At 70.5% G+C, this 18,139-nt stretch carries 19 protein-coding genes; 17 read left to right on the plus strand and 2 right to left on the minus strand.

From position 1 onward, the window contains the following. Nucleotides 1-74 precede the first annotated feature (74 nt). The 14 genes from ftsH to cls all read left to right on the plus strand — a co-directional run bounded on the left by ftsH (nucleotide 75) and on the right by cls (nucleotide 12,875). Nucleotides 75-2,093 carry an ATP-dependent zinc metalloprotease FtsH gene (ftsH, locus tag ACEXOR_RS02460; protein WP_374847811.1) on the plus strand — a complete coding sequence of 673 codons (2,019 nt, stop codon included), beginning with the start codon at nucleotides 75-77 and terminating at the stop codon, nucleotides 2,091-2,093. Between the two features lie 6 nt (nucleotides 2,094-2,099). Further along, nucleotides 2,100-2,822 (plus strand): GTP cyclohydrolase I, encoded by a 723-nt coding sequence (gene folE, locus ACEXOR_RS02465; protein WP_374847812.1) that lies wholly within the window; start codon nucleotides 2,100-2,102, stop codon nucleotides 2,820-2,822. Further along, a complete protein-coding gene (gene folP / locus ACEXOR_RS02470; RefSeq protein ID WP_374847813.1) occupies nucleotides 2,819-3,664 on the plus strand; it encodes a dihydropteroate synthase in 846 nt (281 codons plus the stop codon). Before folE ends, folP begins: the two co-directional genes overlap by 4 nt. Beyond that, a complete protein-coding gene (gene folB, locus ACEXOR_RS02475) occupies nucleotides 3,661-4,128 on the plus strand; it encodes a dihydroneopterin aldolase (RefSeq protein ID WP_374847814.1) in 468 nt (155 codons plus the stop codon). The genes folP and folB overlap by 4 nt, the downstream gene beginning before the upstream one ends. Then, the gene (gene folK / locus ACEXOR_RS02480) at nucleotides 4,125-4,670 is read left to right on the plus strand and encodes a 2-amino-4-hydroxy-6-hydroxymethyldihydropteridine diphosphokinase (RefSeq protein WP_374847815.1); all 546 of its coding nucleotides are present in this window, start codon (nucleotides 4,125-4,127) and stop codon (nucleotides 4,668-4,670) included. The genes folB and folK overlap by 4 nt, the downstream gene beginning before the upstream one ends. Beyond that, entirely contained in the window at nucleotides 4,667-5,128 is a 462-nt protein-coding gene (locus tag ACEXOR_RS02485) for a DUF3180 domain-containing protein (protein WP_374847816.1), read from the plus strand. The genes folK and ACEXOR_RS02485 overlap by 4 nt, the downstream gene beginning before the upstream one ends. Further along, nucleotides 5,125-5,604 carry a PH domain-containing protein gene (locus tag ACEXOR_RS02490; RefSeq protein ID WP_374847817.1) on the plus strand — a complete coding sequence of 160 codons (480 nt, stop codon included), beginning with the start codon at nucleotides 5,125-5,127 and terminating at the stop codon, nucleotides 5,602-5,604. The genes ACEXOR_RS02485 and ACEXOR_RS02490 overlap by 4 nt, the downstream gene beginning before the upstream one ends. 77 nt (nucleotides 5,605-5,681) lie before the next feature. Further along, on the plus strand, nucleotides 5,682-7,364 hold the full coding sequence (locus ACEXOR_RS02495; RefSeq protein WP_374847818.1) for a PH domain-containing protein: 1,683 nt from the start codon (nucleotides 5,682-5,684) through the stop codon (nucleotides 7,362-7,364). Next, nucleotides 7,361-8,068, plus strand: coding sequence for a Rossmann-like and DUF2520 domain-containing protein (locus tag ACEXOR_RS02500; protein WP_374847819.1), 708 nt, complete (start codon nucleotides 7,361-7,363; stop codon nucleotides 8,066-8,068). Before ACEXOR_RS02495 ends, ACEXOR_RS02500 begins: the two co-directional genes overlap by 4 nt. 203 nt (nucleotides 8,069-8,271) lie before the next feature. Beyond that, on the plus strand, nucleotides 8,272-9,204 hold the full coding sequence (gene panC, locus ACEXOR_RS02505; RefSeq protein WP_374847820.1) for a pantoate--beta-alanine ligase: 933 nt from the start codon (nucleotides 8,272-8,274) through the stop codon (nucleotides 9,202-9,204). Between the two features lie 101 nt (nucleotides 9,205-9,305). Further along, nucleotides 9,306-10,898: a lysine--tRNA ligase gene (lysS, locus tag ACEXOR_RS02510; protein ID WP_374847821.1), complete on the plus strand. Its 1,593-nt coding sequence runs from the start codon at nucleotides 9,306-9,308 to the stop codon at nucleotides 10,896-10,898. 45 nt (nucleotides 10,899-10,943) lie between these two features. Next, nucleotides 10,944-11,141, plus strand: coding sequence for a hypothetical protein (locus tag ACEXOR_RS02515; protein ID WP_374847822.1), 198 nt, complete (start codon nucleotides 10,944-10,946; stop codon nucleotides 11,139-11,141). Nucleotides 11,142-11,170: 29 nt separating this feature from the next. Continuing rightward, entirely contained in the window at nucleotides 11,171-11,353 is a 183-nt protein-coding gene (locus ACEXOR_RS02520) for a hypothetical protein (protein WP_374847823.1), read from the plus strand. A gap of 49 nt (nucleotides 11,354-11,402) precedes the next feature. After that, nucleotides 11,403-12,875: a cardiolipin synthase gene (gene cls / locus ACEXOR_RS02525; protein ID WP_374847824.1), complete on the plus strand. Its 1,473-nt coding sequence runs from the start codon at nucleotides 11,403-11,405 to the stop codon at nucleotides 12,873-12,875. A 6-nt stretch (nucleotides 12,876-12,881) separates the two neighbouring features. On the opposite strand, the gene ACEXOR_RS02530 is transcribed toward cls, so the two are convergent. Together ACEXOR_RS02530 and ACEXOR_RS02535 are read right to left on the minus strand one after the other, a co-directional pair. Further along, a complete protein-coding gene (locus ACEXOR_RS02530) occupies nucleotides 12,882-13,334 on the minus strand; it encodes a PH domain-containing protein (protein WP_374847825.1) in 453 nt (150 codons plus the stop codon). A gap of 104 nt (nucleotides 13,335-13,438) precedes the next feature. Continuing rightward, complete coding sequence (locus tag ACEXOR_RS02535) at nucleotides 13,439-14,482, minus strand: pirin family protein (RefSeq protein ID WP_374847826.1); 1,044 nt, start codon at nucleotides 14,480-14,482, stop codon at nucleotides 13,439-13,441. Nucleotides 14,483-14,603: 121 nt separating this feature from the next. Here ACEXOR_RS02535 and ACEXOR_RS02540 point away from each other — a divergent pair, with 121 nt between their 5' ends. The 3 genes from ACEXOR_RS02540 (at nucleotide 14,604) to ACEXOR_RS02550 (ending at nucleotide 18,127) form a co-directional block, all read left to right on the plus strand. After that, nucleotides 14,604-17,120: an ATP-dependent Clp protease ATP-binding subunit gene (locus ACEXOR_RS02540; protein ID WP_374847827.1), complete on the plus strand. Its 2,517-nt coding sequence runs from the start codon at nucleotides 14,604-14,606 to the stop codon at nucleotides 17,118-17,120. 201 nt (nucleotides 17,121-17,321) lie between these two features. Then, complete coding sequence (locus ACEXOR_RS02545; RefSeq protein ID WP_374847828.1) at nucleotides 17,322-17,849, plus strand: amino-acid N-acetyltransferase; 528 nt, start codon at nucleotides 17,322-17,324, stop codon at nucleotides 17,847-17,849. Beyond that, complete coding sequence (locus ACEXOR_RS02550) at nucleotides 17,846-18,127, plus strand: hypothetical protein (protein WP_374847829.1); 282 nt, start codon at nucleotides 17,846-17,848, stop codon at nucleotides 18,125-18,127. The genes ACEXOR_RS02545 and ACEXOR_RS02550 overlap by 4 nt, the downstream gene beginning before the upstream one ends. Nucleotides 18,128-18,139: the final 12 nt, after the last annotated feature.

Here is an 18,139-nt window from a genome sequence, read left to right on the forward strand (position 1 = left end):
AGTCCGCGGCGGGTACCCTTGCAGCACGACATAGGCACCGTGCCGTCTCCCCGGCACACAAGCGATGAAGAGACATGAACGCGAAACGCATCCTTCGATCTCCCATTCCGTACATCCTGCTGGGTGCGATCGCTCTCTGGATCGGGTTCAGCCTGATCACCGGTGCCGGGTACCAGCAGGTCACGACCCAGCAGGGTCTCGGGTTCCTCTCCAGTGGCAAGGTCTCCGAGGCCACCGTCGTCGACGGTGAGCAGCGCGTCGACCTCACGCTCTCGAGCCCCGACGACACCTACGGCTCGAAGGTGCAGTTCTACTACGTGGCCCCTCGCGGCACCGAGGTCGTCAACGCGGTGACGGATGCGAACCCGTCCGACGGCTTCAACGACGAGGTTCCCCAGGCCAACTGGTTCCTCTCGGCCCTCGGTCTCCTGCTCCCCATCATCCTGATCGGTGCCTTCTTCTGGTTCATGCTCTCCGGCATGCAGGGCGGCGGAAACCGCGTGATGCAGTTCGGCAAGTCCAAGGCCAAGCTCGTCTCGAAGGAGTCGCCGAAGGTGACCTTCGCCGACGTGGCCGGTGCCGAGGAGGCGCTGGAGGAGCTCGAGGAGATCAAGGACTTCCTGAAGGAGCCCGCCAAGTTCCTCGCCGTGGGTGCCCGCATCCCGAAGGGCGTGCTGCTGTACGGCCCTCCCGGCACCGGCAAGACCCTGCTGGCCCGCGCCGTCGCGGGTGAGGCGGGCGTGCCGTTCTACTCCATCTCGGGCTCCGACTTCGTGGAGATGTTCGTGGGCGTCGGCGCCAGCCGTGTGCGCGATCTGTTCCAGCAGGCGAAGGAGAACTCCCCGGCCATCATCTTCATCGACGAGATCGACGCTGTCGGCCGCCACCGCGGGGCCGGCATGGGCGGCGGTCACGACGAGCGCGAGCAGACCCTCAACCAGCTGCTGGTCGAGATGGACGGCTTCGACGTGAAGACCAACGTCATCCTCATCGCCGCCACCAACCGGCCCGACATCCTCGACCCCGCGCTGCTGCGCCCGGGCCGCTTCGACCGCCAGATCGGCGTCGACGCCCCCGACCTCAACGGCCGTCGCAAGATCCTCGAGGTGCACGGCAAGGGCAAGCCCCTCGCTGCCGGTGTCGACCTCGAGGTGGTCGCCCGCAAGACGCCCGGCTTCACGGGCGCCGACCTGGCCAACGTGCTGAACGAGGCCGCGCTGCTCACCGCGCGCAGCAACGCCCAGCTCATCGACAACCGGGCCCTCGACGAGGCCATCGACCGCGTGATCGCTGGCCCCCAGCGCCGCACCCGCATCATGCGCGATCAGGAGAAGCTGGTCACCGCCTACCACGAGGGCGGCCACGCCCTGGTGGCCACGGCGATGAACTACACCGACCCCGTCACGAAGGTCACCATCCTGCCGCGCGGCCGGGCCCTCGGGTACACGATGGTGCTGCCGCTGGAAGACCGTTATTCGGTCAGCCGCAACGAACTGCTCGACCAGCTCGCCTACGCCATGGGCGGCCGCGTCGCCGAGGAGGTCGTGTTCCACGACCCCACCACGGGTGCCTCCAACGACATCGAGAAGGCCACCGGAACGGCCAAGAAGATGGTGACCGAATACGGCATGAGCTCCTCGCTCGGTGCCGTGAAGCTCGGCAGCGCCTCGGGTGAGATGTTCCTCGGCCGCAACATGGGCCACGAGCGCGACTACTCCGAGAACCTCGCCCAGCAGGTCGACGCCGAGGTGCGCGGGCTCATCGAGGCCGCGCACGACGAGGCCTGGCAGGTGCTGAACGACAACCGGGAGATCCTCGACCGGCTGGCCGCGGAGCTGCTCGAGAAGGAGACACTCGACCACGACGAGCTGGCCGAGATCTTCACCGGCATCAAGAAGCTCCCGCTGCGACCCCAGTGGCTCTCCAGCGAGAACCGCCCCGTGTCGTCGCTGCCCCCGGTGGTCTTCCCGGCCGCCAAGGCTCCCATCGACGGCGCGGCCGTCGATGGCGCCGTGGGGTCCGAGCCCGAGCCCGAGGCCGAGGCGAACCCCAAGCGCGCCCCTCGCATCAACCCCCGCCCCGCCACCGCCTAGGCACTCGTGTCCGTCGACCGCGACAGGATCGAGGCGGCCGTCAGCGAGATGCTCGCGGCCATCGGCGACGACCCCGGCCGCGAGGGTCTGGTCGACACGCCCCAGCGCGTGGCGGCGCTGTTCGCCGAACTGTACGGCGGCACCGGCAGCGATCCGGCGTCGGCCCTCGGGGAGACGTTCGTGGCCGAGGTGGCCGCGGGAGCAGCGTCGACCGGCACGCAGGCTGATGCCGGCCCGGCCACCGGTGCGGCACCCGGGCCGGTGCTGATCCGAGACATCGCGTTCCGCTCGGTGTGCGAGCACCACCTGCTGCCCTTCGACGGGGTGGCCCACGTGGCCTACCTGCCGGGCGACCGGGTGGCCGGGCTGGGGGGAGTGGTGCGCGTCGTGGAATCGGCCGCATCCCGGCCCCAGCTGCAGGAGCGGCTCACCGACGACATCGCCGACGCGCTCGAACGCGGCCTCGGTGCCCGGGGTGTGCTCGTGGTGATGGATGCGCGGCACGGCTGCGTGACCCTGCGCGGCCCCCGGCAGACCGGCAGCACCACCCTCACGCTCGCGGCGCGGGGCGCTCTCGCCGAACCCGAGGCGAGGGCGGAACTGGTCGCGCTGATCGCGGCTCCGCGGCAGGCCGACCCCGGCGCCGATGGCGCGGCCGACCCCGGCGCCGATGGCTCTGTCTCCGAAGGCCGTGCTCGGTCGGTCGCGAGCGACGGAGGGTCGGCATGACGCGCATCATGGGCATCCTGAACGTCACGCCCGACTCGTTCAGCGACGGCGGACTCTGGACCGATCGCGCCGCCGCCGTGAAGCATGCCCTCGGCATGGTGGAACGCGGGGCGGACATCATCGACGTGGGCGGCGAGTCGACCAGGCCCGGCGCGCAGCGCGTCGCCGTCTCCGAAGAACGTCGCCGTGTTCTGCCGGTGGTGCGCGAGCTGACCGACCGTGGGGTGACGGTGAGCATCGACACGATGAACGCCGCCACGGCCGCTGCCGCGCTCGATGCCGGGGCCACCATCGTCAACGACGTCTCCGGCGGTCTCGCCGACCCCGAGATGGACGACCTCATCGTGGCCACCGATACCCGGTTCGTGGTGATGCACTGGCGCGGTCACAGCGACGGGATGAACGACCTCGCCCGCTACGACGACGTGGTGGAGGACGTGGCGCGCGACCTGGAGTACCGAGCCGCGCAGCTCATCGTCAAGGGTGTCTCGCCCGATCGCCTCATCCTCGACCCGGGCCTCGGCTTCGCCAAGACCGCTGAGCACAACTGGGCGCTGCTCGGCCGGCTGGGCCGGCTGGTGGCCCTCGGGCTGCCGGTGCTGGTGGGGGCGTCGCGCAAGCGCTTCCTCGGCGACCTGCTGGCCGGCGGCGCCACCGCCGCCGAGCGCGACCTCGCCTCGGCCACGGTGGCCGCACTGGCGGTGCGCGAGGGCGCCTGGGGGGTGCGGGTGCACGACGTGGCGCTCACGCGCCAGGCCGTCGACGTGGCCGACGCCTGGAACCGAGGGCGGGACGCCCGACCGAGCCGCGATGACGGAACCGCACGACGGGAGCGCGCATGACCACCGACGACCACAGCGCAGCACCGCCATCCGGTGCCCGCACCCGGGCCGCAGAACTCGAGGCCCTCGACGTGCTGACGCTCACCGGCCTGGAGGTGTTCGCCCACCACGGCGTGTTCGACTTCGAACGCGAGAACGGCCAGCGCTTCGTGATCGACGTGCAGCTCTGGCTCGACACCGCCCCGGCTGCCGGCGGCGACGACCTCGGCAAGACGGTGCACTACGGCGAACTGGCCGAGGAGATCGCGGCCGCCGTGGCGAGCGACCCGGTCGACCTGATCGAGACGCTCGCCGAGCGGGTGTGCGGCGTGGTGCTCGCCCACGAGCCGGTTCGGCAGACCAGAGTGGTGGTGCACAAACCGGATGCGCCCATCACGGTTCCCTTTCACGACGTCTCGATCACCCTCACCCGGCCGCGGCCCGGTGACCACTCCAGCCTCCGCAGCAGAACGGCCGACGAATGATCCCCCGCCCCATCGACAGCGTGGAACGCCGCATCATCCGGCTGCCGGCCGTGCTGGCCTTCGGCAGCAACCTGGGCGACCGGGAGGCCACCATCCTGGCCGCGGTCGACGACCTGCGGGCCACCCCCGGCATCGAGGTGGGCGCGGTGTCGCGGCTGTACGAGACCGTCGCCATCAAGCCCGGCGGCGCCGACTACGACGCGCCGTCGTACCTCAACGCGGTGGCGCTCATCCGCACGAGCCTGCACCCCGAGGAGCTGCTCGGCGAGGTGAACCGCATCGAGCACGACCACGGCCGGGTGCGGGCCGAGCGCTGGGGCGACCGCACCCTCGACGTCGACATCGTCACCTTCGCCTCCATCATCCGCACCACGCCGCGGCTCACGCTGCCGCATCCGCGTGCCGCTGAGCGCGACTTCGTGCTGGTGCCCTGGCTCGAGGTCGACCCGGCGGCCAGCCTGCCGGGCCTCGGCCGAGCGGATGCGCTGCTGGCCGCCATCCCCGAGTCGACCCTGCGCCCCTACGCGGGGGAGCACCGGTGAGGCACACCCGACCGCTCACGCTGATCGGCTTCGGCCTGGCCGGCCTCGCCATCGGCTTCCTGCTGCAGGTGGGGCTGGCGGCCGCCGGGCAGCCCGTGCTCATCCCGCCGTACACGCTGCCCATCACCCTCGTGGCCGCAGCGGCCATCGTGGTGGTGCTGGCGGTGCCGATCGGCCGGGCCATCCGGGGTCGTTCGAACGCGCGCATCAACCCCTTCCGGGCCATGCGCGTGGTGGTGCTCGCGAAGGCGTCGAGCCTCGTGGGCGGCCTGACCGCGGGGTTCGCGGCGGGCATCGTGGTGTTCCTGCTCACGCGACCGGTGATCGCCGACGTGGGCTCGGTGTGGCCCGGCGTGGCGGCGGCGGTGTCGGGCGTGGCGCTCCTGGTGGCGGGCGTGGTGGCCGAACGGCTCTGCACCCTGCCGCCCGACGAGCCCGACGAAGCAGGCACGGCGTGAGCCCGCGGCTGGAGGTCGAGGGCGACTGGCAGGGCGTGAGCCCGAAGTACGTGGGTGTCGAACTGGTGTCGAGCTTCCTCGGGGCGCTGGTGCTCTGCGGGGTGACGGTGCCGTTCATCCTGCTCGGCACGTGGTTCGGCTGGCCGGCCTTCGCGGTCGCCGCCGTGATCGGCGTGGTGATGCTGGCCCTCGCACCGCGGCGGGTGCGCTCGATCGGCTACCGGCTGCGCGACGACGATCTCGTCTTCCGGCGCGGCATCATGTTCCACCGCGTGGTGGCCGTTCCCTACGGGCGCATGCAGCTCATCGACGTGAACCGGGGGCCGGTGGCGCGGGCGCTCGGGCTCGCCGAGCTGAAGTTCGTCACGGCGGCGGCGTCGACCGGCGTGTCGATCCCAGGGCTCGTGACGACGGATGCGGATGCGCTGCGCGATCGCCTGGTCGAGCTCGCCGAATCGCGCCGCGTGGGGCTGTGACCGACCCGGACTCGGGGGCGCCCGGCCCCGGCGACCCGGCCGCGTCGCCTTCGGCCGCGGGACCCCGGGGTGGGAGGGTGCTCACCGACGGAGAGTGGCACCGCCTTCATCCGGCCACGCCCCTCCTGCGCGGTGGGATCGTGCTCATCGCCATCCTCGGCTTCGTGCTGGCCAACTTCCGCGAGCGTCTGGTCGACTGGGTGTTCGGGGCGCCCGAGCTGCCGGGCGACCCGCTGCAGACCGCCTACGAGCGCGGCCAGATCGGCTGGATCTCGCTGATCGTGGTGGCCGCCCTGGTGATCGGCGTGGTCAGCTTCTCCGTCTCGTGGCGCCTGCACACCTTCCGGGTGGGCGACGACGTGGTCGAGGTGCGCAGCGGCGTGCTCTTCCGCACCCACCGCCGGGCGCGGCTCGACCGCATCCAGGGCGTGTCGATCGCTCGGCCGTTCTTCGCGCGCCTGTTCGGCGCCGCCCGGCTCGAGGTGAGCGTGGCCGGGCAGGACGCGAAGGTCGAGCTCGCGTACCTCGGCAGCGCCCAGGCCGACTCGCTGCGCCGCGACGTGCTGCTGCTGGCCTCGGGAGCGCAGCTCGCCCGCGCGGAGCAGACCGGCGCGACGCCCCCGCTCCCCGGCGCCACCGAACTCGCGGCGGCCCCCGGCCTCGTCAACCAGCGGATGCGCGAGCTGCTCGCGCCCGAACTCGACCCGGCGCTGGCCGCTCCCGAGTCGGTCGTGAAGATCCCGCCGGGCCGTCTGATCGGCTCGCTCGTGCTGAGCGGGGTCACCGTGGTGCTGCTCGTGGTGGGCGCTCTGCTGGTGTCGGGTTCGCTGATGGGGCGGCGGGAGCTGTTCGTCATCCTGCTCGTGCCCGGCGCCGCGGCGGCCGTGGGCTTCTACTTCAACCGCTTCACGAAGTCGCTGCGCTACAGCATCGCGGGCACCCCCGACGGCGTGCGCGTGGGCTTCGGCCTGCTCTCGACGAGCAACGACACCCTGCCGCCGGGGCGCATCCACGCCGTGGAGGTGAGTCAGCCGCTGCTCTGGCGGCCGGCGGGCTGGTGGGCCATCCGCATCAACCGCGCGGGCGCGGCGGGGGAGGGCGCGGCACAGACCAGCACCACGATGCTCCCGGTCGGCACCCTGGCCGACGTGCGCGTGGTGCTGGGCCTCCTCCTGCCGGGTCTCGCCCCGGCCCAGGACGCCTCGGATCCTCGTCTCGAGGAGTCTCCGTCGGCCGGCCACCTCAGCACCCGCGACATCGTGGTGGCCGGGCTCACCGCGCGTTCGGGGCAGGGCTTCACCGATGCACCTCGCCGGGCCTGGCCCATCCGCCCGCTCTCGTGGCGACGCACCGGATTCGCCCTCACCGACGACGCGGTGCTGCTGCGCTCGGGATTCATCTGGCGGCACCTGTCGATCGTTCCGCTGGCGCGCGTGCAGAGCCTCAAGATCGATCAGGGCCCGCTGCTCCGGATGCTCGACCTCGTCTCCTTGACCGTGCACACCGTCGCGGGCCCGGTGCGCGCCACCGTGCCGGCCGTCGACCGCGCCGAGGGGATCGCGGCCTTCGACGACTGGGCGCGCCTGGTGGCCGCCGCGGGGGCGGCCGACCCCACGCAGCGCTGGGCCAAGAAGCCCGCCGCGAGCCCGCCGCACTGGGCACCGCCGTCCGGGCATCCGGTCGCGGCTGCCGCCACCGAATTCCCACCCCCGCCCCCGCCCCCACCCACGCCCCCACCCACGAACGAGGCCGACCGATGAGACCTTCCGACCGCACCGGACGCCTGGGCGTCGGCATCATCGGCGCCGGGAGGGTGGGCCCGGTGCTCGGAGCCGCCCTGGCGGGGGCCGGCCACGCGCTCGTGGGCGTGTCGGCCATCTCCCTCGACAGCCTCGAACGCGCCGACGCCATGCTGCCGGGCGTGCCCGTGCTCACCATCCCCGAGCTGGTCGAGCGCAGCGAGCTCGTGGTGCTCGCCGTTCCGTCGAGCGAGCTGCCGACGCTCATCGCGGGGCTCGCCGAGACCGGCACCTGGCAGGCGGGGCAGCTCGTGCTGCACACCGCAGCGGAGTACGGCGTCGACGTGTTCGCGCCCGCCCGCTCGGCCGGCGTCATCCCGCTCGCCGTGCACCCGGCCATGTCGTTCACCGGAACCTCGGTCGACCTCGCCCGGCTCGCCGGCACCCACTTCGCGGTCACGGCGCCCACCCCGGTGCTGCCGATCGCCCAGGCGCTGGTGGTGGAGATGGGTGGCGAACCCGTGGTGGTGGCCGAGGCCGACCGTCCGGCCTACGCCGAGGCCATCGAGACGGCCACCACGTTCTCCACCGCCATCGTCGACCAGGCGGCCGGCATCCTCGAGGCTATCGGGGTCGACGCTCCGGGCCGGGTGCTCGCCCCCCTCGTGCGCTCGGCGGTCGAGAACGCCCTGGCTCGTGCGGGCGGTGCCCTGCCCCCGCTCTGACCCGGCCGGCGGCGCTGGGGGCCGGCGGCATCCGGATGGCGTGGCTTCGGGCACGGCTGGCCGGCACCGCGCCCGTGAGCAGCCCGGCACCCGGCATCCGTGCGCCAGCCCTGAGCCCCGAGCGGCGCCCGGGGTGCGCGAACGCGGGTACCATCGTCGTGGCGCTCTGCGAGGCAGGCGCCGCAAGCGAGGGAGTACCACCGGTGACCGATGCCGCATCCGACGCCACGATCACCGACCTGACGGCCACCGGTCAGCCGCTCGTCGCCACCACGGTGGCCGAGGTGCGCGCCGCCGTCGAGTCGGCCGTCGGCCGCCGTCGTGCCGACGACGAGCCCTCTGGCTACCGCCCCCGCGTCGCCCTGGTGCCCACCATGGGCGCCCTGCACGCCGGGCACCTCGCCCTTGTCGAGCGTGCGGCCGAGCTCGCCGACATCGTGGTGGTGTCGATCTTCGTCAACCCGCTGCAGTTCACCGACCCGGCCGACCTCGAGCGCTATCCGCGCGACCTGCCCGCCGACCTCCGCACCCTCACCGGCCGCGGGGCCGACATCGTGTTCGCCCCCGACACCGCCGAGCTCTACCCGAACGGCGAGATCGCGACGCGGGTGGTCGCCGGAAGCCTCGGCTCCCGGTTCGAGGGCCGCAGCCGCCCCGGTCACTTCGACGGGATGCTCACCGTGGTCGCCAAGCTGATCAACTCGGTGGGCCCGCAGGTCGTGCTCTTCGGCCAGAAGGACGCGCAGCAGATCTTCCTGGTGCGGCGCATGGTGGCCGACCTCGACCTGCCGGTCGCGGTGGAGGAGGTCGAGACGGTGCGCGACCACGACGGCCTCGCGCTGTCCAGCCGCAACCGCTTCCTCGACGCCGCCGAGCGACGGGCCGCCCTCACGCTGCCGCACGTGCTCGAGGCGGCCGCCTCCGCGTCCGACCGCGGGATCGACGCCGTGCTCGCCGCCGCCCAGTCGGCCGCGATGGGTGAGCAGCTCGTGGCCGTCGACTACCTCGCGGTCGTGCACCCCGACACCTTCCTCCCGGTCGACGACGACTACACCGGCAAGGCGCGCGTGATCGTGGCGGCTCGCGTCGGCGACACCCGCCTGATCGACAACGCCCCCATCTACCTCGGGCGCTGACCCGGGCGGCGACGGGTACGGATGCGCCGGCTCGGCACCCCGGCGGCCGGGTGGTGCGCGCCCGGTAAACTGAGGGCGACTTCCGAGGAGATCCGTTCCGCATGACTGACGCCCGCACGCCGTCCACGCCCGCCGCACCTGCCGCTGCCGCACCCGACGCCGCCGCCCTCGACGCTGCCGCACCCGACGCCGCCGCGCAGACCGACGACGCGGCCACCCAGGCCGCCGCCGACGAGGTGAGCGAGCAGAAGGCCGTGCGCCTGGCCAAGCGCGAGCGCCTGATCGAGTCGGGTGCCGAGGCCTACCCCGTGAGCGTGCCGGTCACCACCACCATCCCCGCCGTGCGCCAGAAGTGGGGCCACCTCGCGGCCGACGAGCAGAGCGGCGAGACGGTCGGCATCGCCGGCCGCGTCGTGCACCTGCGCAACACGGGCAAGCTCTGCTTCGTGTCGCTCCAGTCCGGCGACGGCAGCCGCATCCAGGCCATGATCTCGCTCGCCGCCGTCGGCGAGGAGTCGCTCGCCGCCTTCAAGGAGCTCGTCGACCTCGGTGACCACTTGTTCGTGGCCGGCGAGGTCATCTCCTCCCGCCGCGGCGAGCTCAGCGTCATGGTCACCTCCTGGCAGATCGCGTCGAAGGCCGTGCTGCCGCTGCCCAACCTGCACACCGAGCTCTCCGAGGAGACCCGGATGCGCAGCCGCTACCTCGACCTGATCGTGCGCGACGAGGCCCGTCAGATGGTGCGCACCCGGGCCCTCGCCAACGCGTCGCTGCGCAAGACCTTCGCCGACCGCGAGTTCCTCGAGGTCGAGACCCCCATGCTGCAGACGATCCACGGCGGCGCCGCGGCCCGCCCCTTCGTCACCCACTCCAACGCGTTCGACACCGAGCTCTTCCTGCGCATCGCGCCCGAGCTCTTCCTCAAGCGGGCCGTGGTGGGTGGCATCGACCGCGTGTTCGAGATCAACCGCAACTTCCGCAACGAGGGCGCCGACTCCTCGCACTCGCCCGAGTTCGCGATGCTCGAGGCCTACGAGAGCTACGGCGACTACACCAGCATCGCCGAGCTCACGCAGACGCTCATCCAGAACGCGGCCCTCGCGGTGGCCGGGTCGCACGTGGTGACCTGGGCCGACGGCACCGAGTACGACCTCGGCGGCCAGTGGGACCGCATCAGCATGTACGAGTCGCTGAGCCAGGCGGCGGGCACCGTCATCACGCCCGAGACCCCGGTGGCCGAGCTCCAGCAGCTGGCCGACCGTGAGGGCGTCGAGGTGCACCTGGCCAACCACGGCAAGCTCGTGGAGGAGCTGTGGGAGCACTTCGTCAAGGGCTCCCTCACCCGCCCCACCTTCGTGATGGACTTCCCGGTGGAGACGAGCCCGCTCACCCGCGCCCACCGCTCCATCCCCGGGGTCGTGGAGAAGTGGGACCTCTACATCAACGGCTTCGAGCTGGCCACCGGCTACTCCGAGCTCGTCGACCCGGTGATCCAGCGCGAACGCTTCGTCGAGCAGGCGAAGCAGGGTGCCGCGGGCGATGTGGAGGCCATGCGCCTCGACGAGGAGTTCCTGCGCGCACTCGAGTTCGGCATGCCCCCCTCGGGTGGCATGGGGATGGGCATCGACCGCCTGCTGATGGCCCTCACCGGCCTCGGCATCCGCGAGACCATCCTGTTCCCCCTGGTCAAGTAGCCCCGCACCATCAGAAGCCCGCACCACCCAACGAAGGAGTCCGGCATGAGCATGTTCGGCGGCAAGAAGAACGATCCGCTCGAGCCCGGCAAGAGCGAGCGCGAGAACAACGAGGGCGGAAAGGGCGACGGCAGCGGCAACCCGAACAAGCCCACCCCCACGCGCATCGCCATCTGGGTGATCGTGGGCGGCGTCGGCGTGTACCTGCTGGGCTCCGGCCTCTTCGGCATCCTCACGCACTGAGCACAGGCGCAGCGGGTATCCTGAACCAGATGGACATCCTCTGGCCCGCGCTCTCCGCACTCGCACCGACCGTTCTGATCGGGCTGGTGTTCTGGTTCATCATGCGTGCCGTGCTGCGGGCCGACAAGTCGGAGCGCCGGGCCCTCGCCAAGGTCGAGGCTGAAGAGCGTGCGAAGCTCGGCCTGCCACCGGCCAAGGCGTCCGCAGAGTAGCTCGCCTTACCGCTACGGTATGTCTCAGGGCAGACCGTAGGAGGCCGCATTGTCTGGTGGAGACGTCGCGGTCATCGTCGCGCTCCTTCTCCTCCTGATCGATCTCGCCATCCGCATCGGCTCCATCATCGTGGTGCCGCGCAACCGCCGGCCGTCGACGGCGATCGCCTGGCTGATGGCCATCTTCGTGCTGCCGTACGTGGGCTTCCTGCTGTTCCTGCTCATCGGCAGCTACAAGCTCCCCAAATCGCGACGCGACAAGCAGCACGCCATCAACGAGTTCATCGTCGAGACCACCGAGGGCATCGAGCGGGTGAGCGCCGACGCCCCGTGGCCGCCGTGGTTCAAGAACGTGGTGGAGCTCAACCGGACCCTCGGCGCGATGCCCCTCGTGGGCGGCAACACCGCCACGCTCGTGGGCGATTACGACGACAGCATCCGCCAGATGACGGCCGACATCGCCCAGGCGCGGCGCTATGTGCACGCCGAGTTCTACATCCTCTCCTACGACCACACCACCAAGCCGTTCTTCGAGGCGCTCGAAGCGGCCGTGAAGCGCGGCGTGACCGTTCGCGTGCTGCTGGACCACATCGCATCCGTTCGCGCGCCCGGCCACAAGGCGACCGTGAAGATGCTCAACCGCATCGGCGTGAAGTGGCACTTCATGCTGCCGGTGCAGCCCCTCAAGGGCCGCTGGCAGCGCCCCGACCTGCGCAACCACCGCAAGATCCTCGTGCTCGACGGCGAGGTGGCCTACATGGGCTCGCAGAACGTGGTCGACCGCAGCTACAACAAGAAGGGCAACCTGCGCCGCGGCCTGATGTGGCAAGACCTGATGACCAGGCTCGAGGGCCCCATCGTGGCCGGCATCAACGCCATCTTCATCACCGACTGGTACAGCGAGTCGAACGAGCTGCTGCTGCGCGAGACCCGGGCCATCACCGACGACATCATCGAAGACGAACCGGATGCCCTCGACATGCAGGTGGTTCCGTCGGGCCCCGGGTTCGACGGTGAGAACAACCTGCGCCTCTTTCTCGCGCTGCTCTACAACGCGCAGGAGCGCATCGTCATCACGAGCCCGTACTTCGTGCCCGACGACGCGATGCTCTACGCCATCACCACCGCGGTGCAGCGGGGAGTGGCCGTCGACCTGTTCGTGTCGGAGATCGGCGACCAGGCGCTGGTCTACCACGCTCAGCGCTCCTACTACGAGGTGCTGCTGCGAGCCGGGGTGCGCATCTACATGTACCAGGCGCCCTACATCCTGCACGCGAAGCACTTCACCATCGACGACGAGGTGGCGGTGATCGGCTCGAGCAACATGGACATGCGCTCCTTCAGCCTGAACATGGAGGTGTCGCTGATGGTGCGCGGCCGCGAGTTCGTCACGGCGATGCGGGCGGTCGAAGACGGCTACCGCGCGGTGAGCCGCGAGCTCACGCTCGACGAGTGGCACAAGCAGCCGCTGCGCTCCACCATCCTCGACAGCCTGGCCCGCCTCACCTCCGGCCTGCAGTAGCCCGCGTCACAGACTGTTCGGTGTCGACGAGGCAGCTCGGGCACGCTCGAGCACGACCACGCGAAGTCGATCGGCGGCCGGTTCGTCGAGGCCGGGGATGGTGATGTTGCTCTGATCGGCTGCCGACTGACACACGAGATTCGTGATGTTCAGCAACCGCTCGATGACGCCATTGTGCGTGGTCACGGTCTGAACCCGTGCGTAGGGCAGGGAGATCGCCGTGCGGGTCAGGATCCCGCTCCGAAACCGGATCTCGGTTTCGCCGAGCTGATAGCGGATCGTCCAGGCTCGAACAATGGTCGCCAGGCTGGTCAGCACGGCGATCCCGATGAGACCCGTGGCGGCCACGGGTACATAACCGAAAGCGAGCCTCAGATCAGGAACGAACATCGGAGCGACCGACGTCGCGCCGATGATGACGATCGCGATGATCGTCAGTGGCAAGACGGTTCGCAGCACGACGCTGACTCTGTACTTCATGCTCGTCGGCAACCACACGGATGAGTCCGGAAGAGAAGATGACATTCCGTGAGGATAACTCACTCACGGTCGGTGTGCCAGCGTCAGGGGCGGGGCTGCAGGCGAACGCCCGGGAGCACCGGGGCCGGCAGGGGTGAGCCGGCGAAGTGGTGGTCGCTGGCGCCGAAGCGGGGGCGGGCGTCGGGATGCGCGTCGGCGTCGGCCGACGCGACCTCCGGTACCGAGCCGTCGGGTTCCGCCGCCCCCGACTCGCGTTGCCAGGACGCGCGGTAGGCCACCACCTCGTCGTGGCTGCGGCCGACGAAGTTCCACCACATCAGGATCTTCTCGCCCAGCGGTTCGCCGCCGATCAGCACCAGCCGCACGGGCTCGTCGCCCGCCCGGAGCGCGACGGTGTCGCGCCCGACGCCGAGGTGCACCAGCTCGGTACGGGTCGCGGTGATGCCGTCGACCGACACGGGCCCCGCATCCACCAGCACGCCGTGCTCGAACGACGGCTCGACCGGCAGGTCGACGACGCCGCCCGCCGGGAGCGAGATCTCGGCGGCCACCAGGGGGGTGAACGTGGTGGCGGGCACACCGACGCCGGCGAGCGAGCCGACGAACACGCTGATGGCGGCATCCTGAACCACCACGCGCGACGCCCGGTGGTTCTCGAAGAAGGGCTCGGTCTGGCGCGAGGCCTCGGGCAGCGCCACCCAGAGCTGAACCCCGTGCAGCACGGTGGTGGCCGGTGTCGACACCTCGGAATGCGAGATGCCCCGCCCCGCGGTCATCAGGTTGAGCTCGCCGGGCCGCACGAACGCGTGGCTGCCCACGCTGTCGCGGTGTTCGATCTCGCCTTCGAACAGCCAGCTCACGGTCTGCAGGCCGGTGTGCGGATGCGGGGGCACGACCATGCCTCCCGTCTCCGACACCGGCGACGGCCCGTAGTGGTCGGCGAAGCACCAGGCGCCGATCATGGTGCGCTGCTTGCTCGGCAGGGTGCGGTGCACGGTCATGGCGCGGGGGCCGCCGAGCGGCACCTCGCGAGCGGTCACGATCTCGGGCGGGGTGGGAGCTCCCGCCTCGATGGTCGTCTCGCAGGCGGCCCAGGTCTCGTCGGGGCGGCGCTCGAGGTTGCTCACGCGGTCATCCTACGTCGCACCGTCACGCCCACGGCGAACAGGGGCTGTCTGGCCCCCGCCCCCTGGTTAGTCTCTTGATATCGGTCGCCATCCACCGGCCCTGGCGATCAAGGAGACAGACATGTTTGAGAGATTCACCGACCGAGCCCGTCGTGTCGTCGTCTTGGCGCAAGAAGAAGCCAAGATGCTCAACCACAACTACATCGGCACCGAGCACATCCTGCTCGGGCTCATCCACGAGGGCGAAGGGGTCGCCGCGAAGGCGCTCGAGTCGCTCAACATCTCGCTGGATGCGGTTCGCGAGCAGGTTCAGGACATCATCGGCCAGGGCCAGCAGCAGCCCACCGGGCACATCCCCTTCACGCCGCGAGCGAAGAAGGTGCTCGAGCTCTCGCTGCGCGAGGCGCTGCAGCTCGGCCACAACTACATCGGCACCGAGCACATCCTGCTCGGGCTCATCCGCGAGGGCGAGGGCGTCGCCGCCCAGGTGCTCGTGAAGCTGGGCGCCGACCTCAACCGGGTGCGCCAGCAGGTCATCCAGCTGCTGAGCGGCTACCAGGGCAAGGAGCAGGTCGCGGTCGGCGGAAACGACCAGGCCCCCGACAAGGGATCGCAGATCCTCGACCAGTTCGGGCGCAACCTCACGCAGGCCGCGCGCGACAACAAGCTCGACCCCGTGATCGGTCGCGAGAAGGAGATCGAGCGGGTCATGCAGATCCTCTCGCGCCGCTCGAAGAACAACCCCGTGCTGATCGGTGAGCCCGGCGTCGGCAAGACCGCCGTGGTCGAGGGCCTCGCCCAGGCCATCGTGCGCGGCGACGTGCCCGAGACGCTGAAGGACAAGCAGCTCTACACGCTCGACCTGGGTTCGCTCATCGCCGGCAGCCGTTACCGCGGTGACTTCGAGGAGCGTCTGAAGAAGGTCACCAAGGAGATCCGCACCCGCGGCGACATCATCACCTTCATCGACGAGATCCACACCCTCGTGGGCGCCGGTGCCGCTGAGGGTGCCATCGACGCGGCCTCGATCCTCAAGCCGCTGCTCGCCCGCGGTGAGCTGCAGACCATCGGCGCCACCACGCTCGACGAGTACCGCAAGCACTTCGAGAAGGATGCCGCGCTCGAGCGCCGGTTCCAGCCCATCCAGGTGGCTGAGCCGTCGCTGCCCCACGCGATCAACATCCTCAAGGGGCTGCGCGACAAGTACGAGGCGTTCCACAAGGTGTCGATCACGGATGGCGCCATCGTCGCCGCTGCGAACCTCGCCGACCGCTACGTGCAGGATCGCTTCCTGCCCGACAAGGCGATCGACCTGATCGACGAAGCGGGCGCCCGCCTGCGTCTGTCGATCCTCTCGGCCCCGCCGGAGCTGCGCGAGTTCGACGAGCGCATCGCCGCCGTGCGTGGCCAGAAGGAGGCCGCGATCGAGGATCAGGACTTCGAGAAGGCCGCTTCGCTCCGTGACGAGGAGAAGAACCTGCTCGGTGAGCGTCTTCGCCTCGAGAAGCAGTGGAAGGCCGGAGACGTGCAGACGTCGGGCATCGTCGACGAGGGGCTCATCGCCGAGGTGCTGGCTCAGGCCACGGGCATTCCGGTGTTCAAGCTCACGGAGGAGGAGTCGGCTCGCCTCGTGTTCATGGAGAAGGCCCTGCACCAGCGGGTCATCGGCCAGAACGAGGCCATCGCCGCCCTGTCGCGCACCATCCGTCGTACGCGTGCGGGCCTGAAAGACCCGAAGCGCCCCTCGGGCTCGTTCATCTTCGCCGGCCCCACGGGGGTCGGTAAGACCGAGCTCGCCAAGGCGCTGGCCGAGTTCCTGTTCGACGACGAGAACGCGCTGATCTCGCTCGACATGTCGGAGTACGGCGAGAAGCACACCGTCTCGCGGCTGTTCGGTGCCCCTCCCGGGTTCGTCGGCTTCGAAGAGGGTGGCCAGCTCACCGAGAAGGTGCGCCGCAAGCCCTTCTCCGTGGTGCTGTTCGATGAGATCGAGAAGGCGCACCCCGACATCTTCAACTCGCTGCTCCAGGTGCTGGAGGAGGGACGTCTGACCGATGGCCAGGGTCGCGTGGTCGACTTCAAGAACACCGTCATCATCATGACCACCAACCTCGGCACCAAGGACATCACGGGTGCGCCGATCGGCTTCCAGGCCACCGGCAACACCGCGACCTCCTACGAGCGGATGAAGGGCAAGGTCTCGGAGGAGCTGAAGAAGAACTTCAAGCCGGAGTTCCTCAACCGCGTCGACGACACCATCGTGTTCCCGCAGCTGGACAAGGTGGAGCTGCTGCAGATCGTCGATCTGTTCATCAAGCGCCTCCGCGACCGTCTGCTGGATCGCGACCTCACCATCGAGCTCACGCTCGCGGCGAAGGAGCGCCTGATCGAGGTCGGCTTCGACCCCTCGCTGGGTGCCCGGCCGCTGCGTCGCGCGATGCAGCACGAGGTCGAAGACCAGCTGTCGGAGCGCATCCTGCAGGGTGACCTGAACGCCGGCGACCACGTGCACGTCGACTTCGAGAACGGCGCGTTCACCTTCGTGACCACGTCGCGCGTACCGGTCGCCATCGGCGCCGGAGCAGACGCCACGGCGTCGGCCGCTGCGGCGGCTGCCGCCCTCGGCGACCTCGACTAGCAGTCCCTCGAAGGGCCGGGTACCGCACGGTGCCCGGCCCTTCGTCGTCCCCGCCCCGCCCTCATCCCACCCCCATCCCATCCCCGCTCCCCTCGAGCCGTCGCAGATCGCCCTCTGAGAGCACCCAAAGGGCGATCTGCGACGGCTCGAGGGGCGGAGGGGTGGGGTGGGGGTGGGGTGGGGCGCGGATACGATGGGCTGATGAGTTCGAGTAAGACGCCCGTGACCGTGCGGCGGGCGCGCACCAGTGACGTCCCGTGGATCCAGAGCCTCGTGGAGCCCCTGGTGCAGCGACGAATCCTGCTCGGCAAGGACGCGGTGGTGTTCTACGAGGCGGTGCAGGAGTTCCGCATCGCCGAAGACGCCGACGGCACGCCCATCGGCTGCGGCGCCCTGCACGTGTTCTGGGAGGATCTGGGCGAGGTGCGCACCCTCGCCGTGCACGACGACCACCTCGGCCGCGGCGTGGGCCGCGCCCTGCTGCAGCAGCTCGAGGCCGACGCCCTCGACCTCGGGCTCTCGCGGCTGTTCTGCCTCACCTTCGAGGTGGGGTTCTTCGAACGCAACGGCTACACGGCGTCTCCGCTGGCGCTGGTGGAGCCCGAGGTCTACGCCGAGCTCGTGCGGTCTCCGGATGAGGGCGTGGCCGAGTTCCTCGACCTCGCCCGCGTGAAGCCGAACACGCTCGGCAACACCCGCATGCTGAAGCACCTCGGGCGGTCGGAGTGAACGACGACGTGAAGACGGCGGAAGGCGAAAGCGAGGGCGACGAGCACCGGAGCTTCAACCAGCGACTGCGCGACCGGTACTTCGGGCGGCGGGCCGGTGGCGAGACGGATGCGGAGCACGAGTCGGCCGCATCCGCTCGCCCGAAGAGCAACCAGATGGGCATCTTCGGGCGGGTGCAGCGCCCCGGCGGATTCGACGCGCCGCCGGAGGAGCCGGTGGAGCTGGAGGGCCCTCTGCCCTGGGAGCTCGGCGGCGACGCCCCCGACTCCCGCGCCTAGCCCCACCCCCGC

The sequence above is a fragment of the Herbiconiux liangxiaofengii genome, from assembly GCF_041927335.1.
Taxonomy (GTDB): domain Bacteria; phylum Actinomycetota; class Actinomycetes; order Actinomycetales; family Microbacteriaceae; genus Herbiconiux; species Herbiconiux liangxiaofengii.

Bases quoted from the DNA above. Each gene is read 5' to 3' on its own strand.
- ftsH (WP_374847811.1), top strand. From the start codon at position 75: ATGAACGCGAAACGCATCCTTCGATCTCCCATTCCGTACATCCTGCTG.
- folP (WP_374847813.1), top strand. From the start codon at position 2,819: ATGACGCGCATCATGGGCATCCTGAACGTCACGCCCGACTCGTTCAGC.
- folB (WP_374847814.1), top strand. From the start codon at position 3,661: ATGACCACCGACGACCACAGCGCAGCACCGCCATCCGGTGCCCGCACC.
- folK (WP_374847815.1), top strand. From the start codon at position 4,125: ATGATCCCCCGCCCCATCGACAGCGTGGAACGCCGCATCATCCGGCTG.
- ACEXOR_RS02500 (WP_374847819.1), top strand. From the start codon at position 7,361: ATGAGACCTTCCGACCGCACCGGACGCCTGGGCGTCGGCATCATCGGC.
- lysS (WP_374847821.1), top strand. From the start codon at position 9,306: ATGACTGACGCCCGCACGCCGTCCACGCCCGCCGCACCTGCCGCTGCC.
- ACEXOR_RS02515 (WP_374847822.1), top strand. From the start codon at position 10,944: ATGAGCATGTTCGGCGGCAAGAAGAACGATCCGCTCGAGCCCGGCAAG.
- ACEXOR_RS02520 (WP_374847823.1), top strand. From the start codon at position 11,171: ATGGACATCCTCTGGCCCGCGCTCTCCGCACTCGCACCGACCGTTCTG.
- ACEXOR_RS02540 (WP_374847827.1), top strand. From the start codon at position 14,604: ATGTTTGAGAGATTCACCGACCGAGCCCGTCGTGTCGTCGTCTTGGCG.
- ACEXOR_RS02545 (WP_374847828.1), top strand. From the start codon at position 17,322: ATGAGTTCGAGTAAGACGCCCGTGACCGTGCGGCGGGCGCGCACCAGT.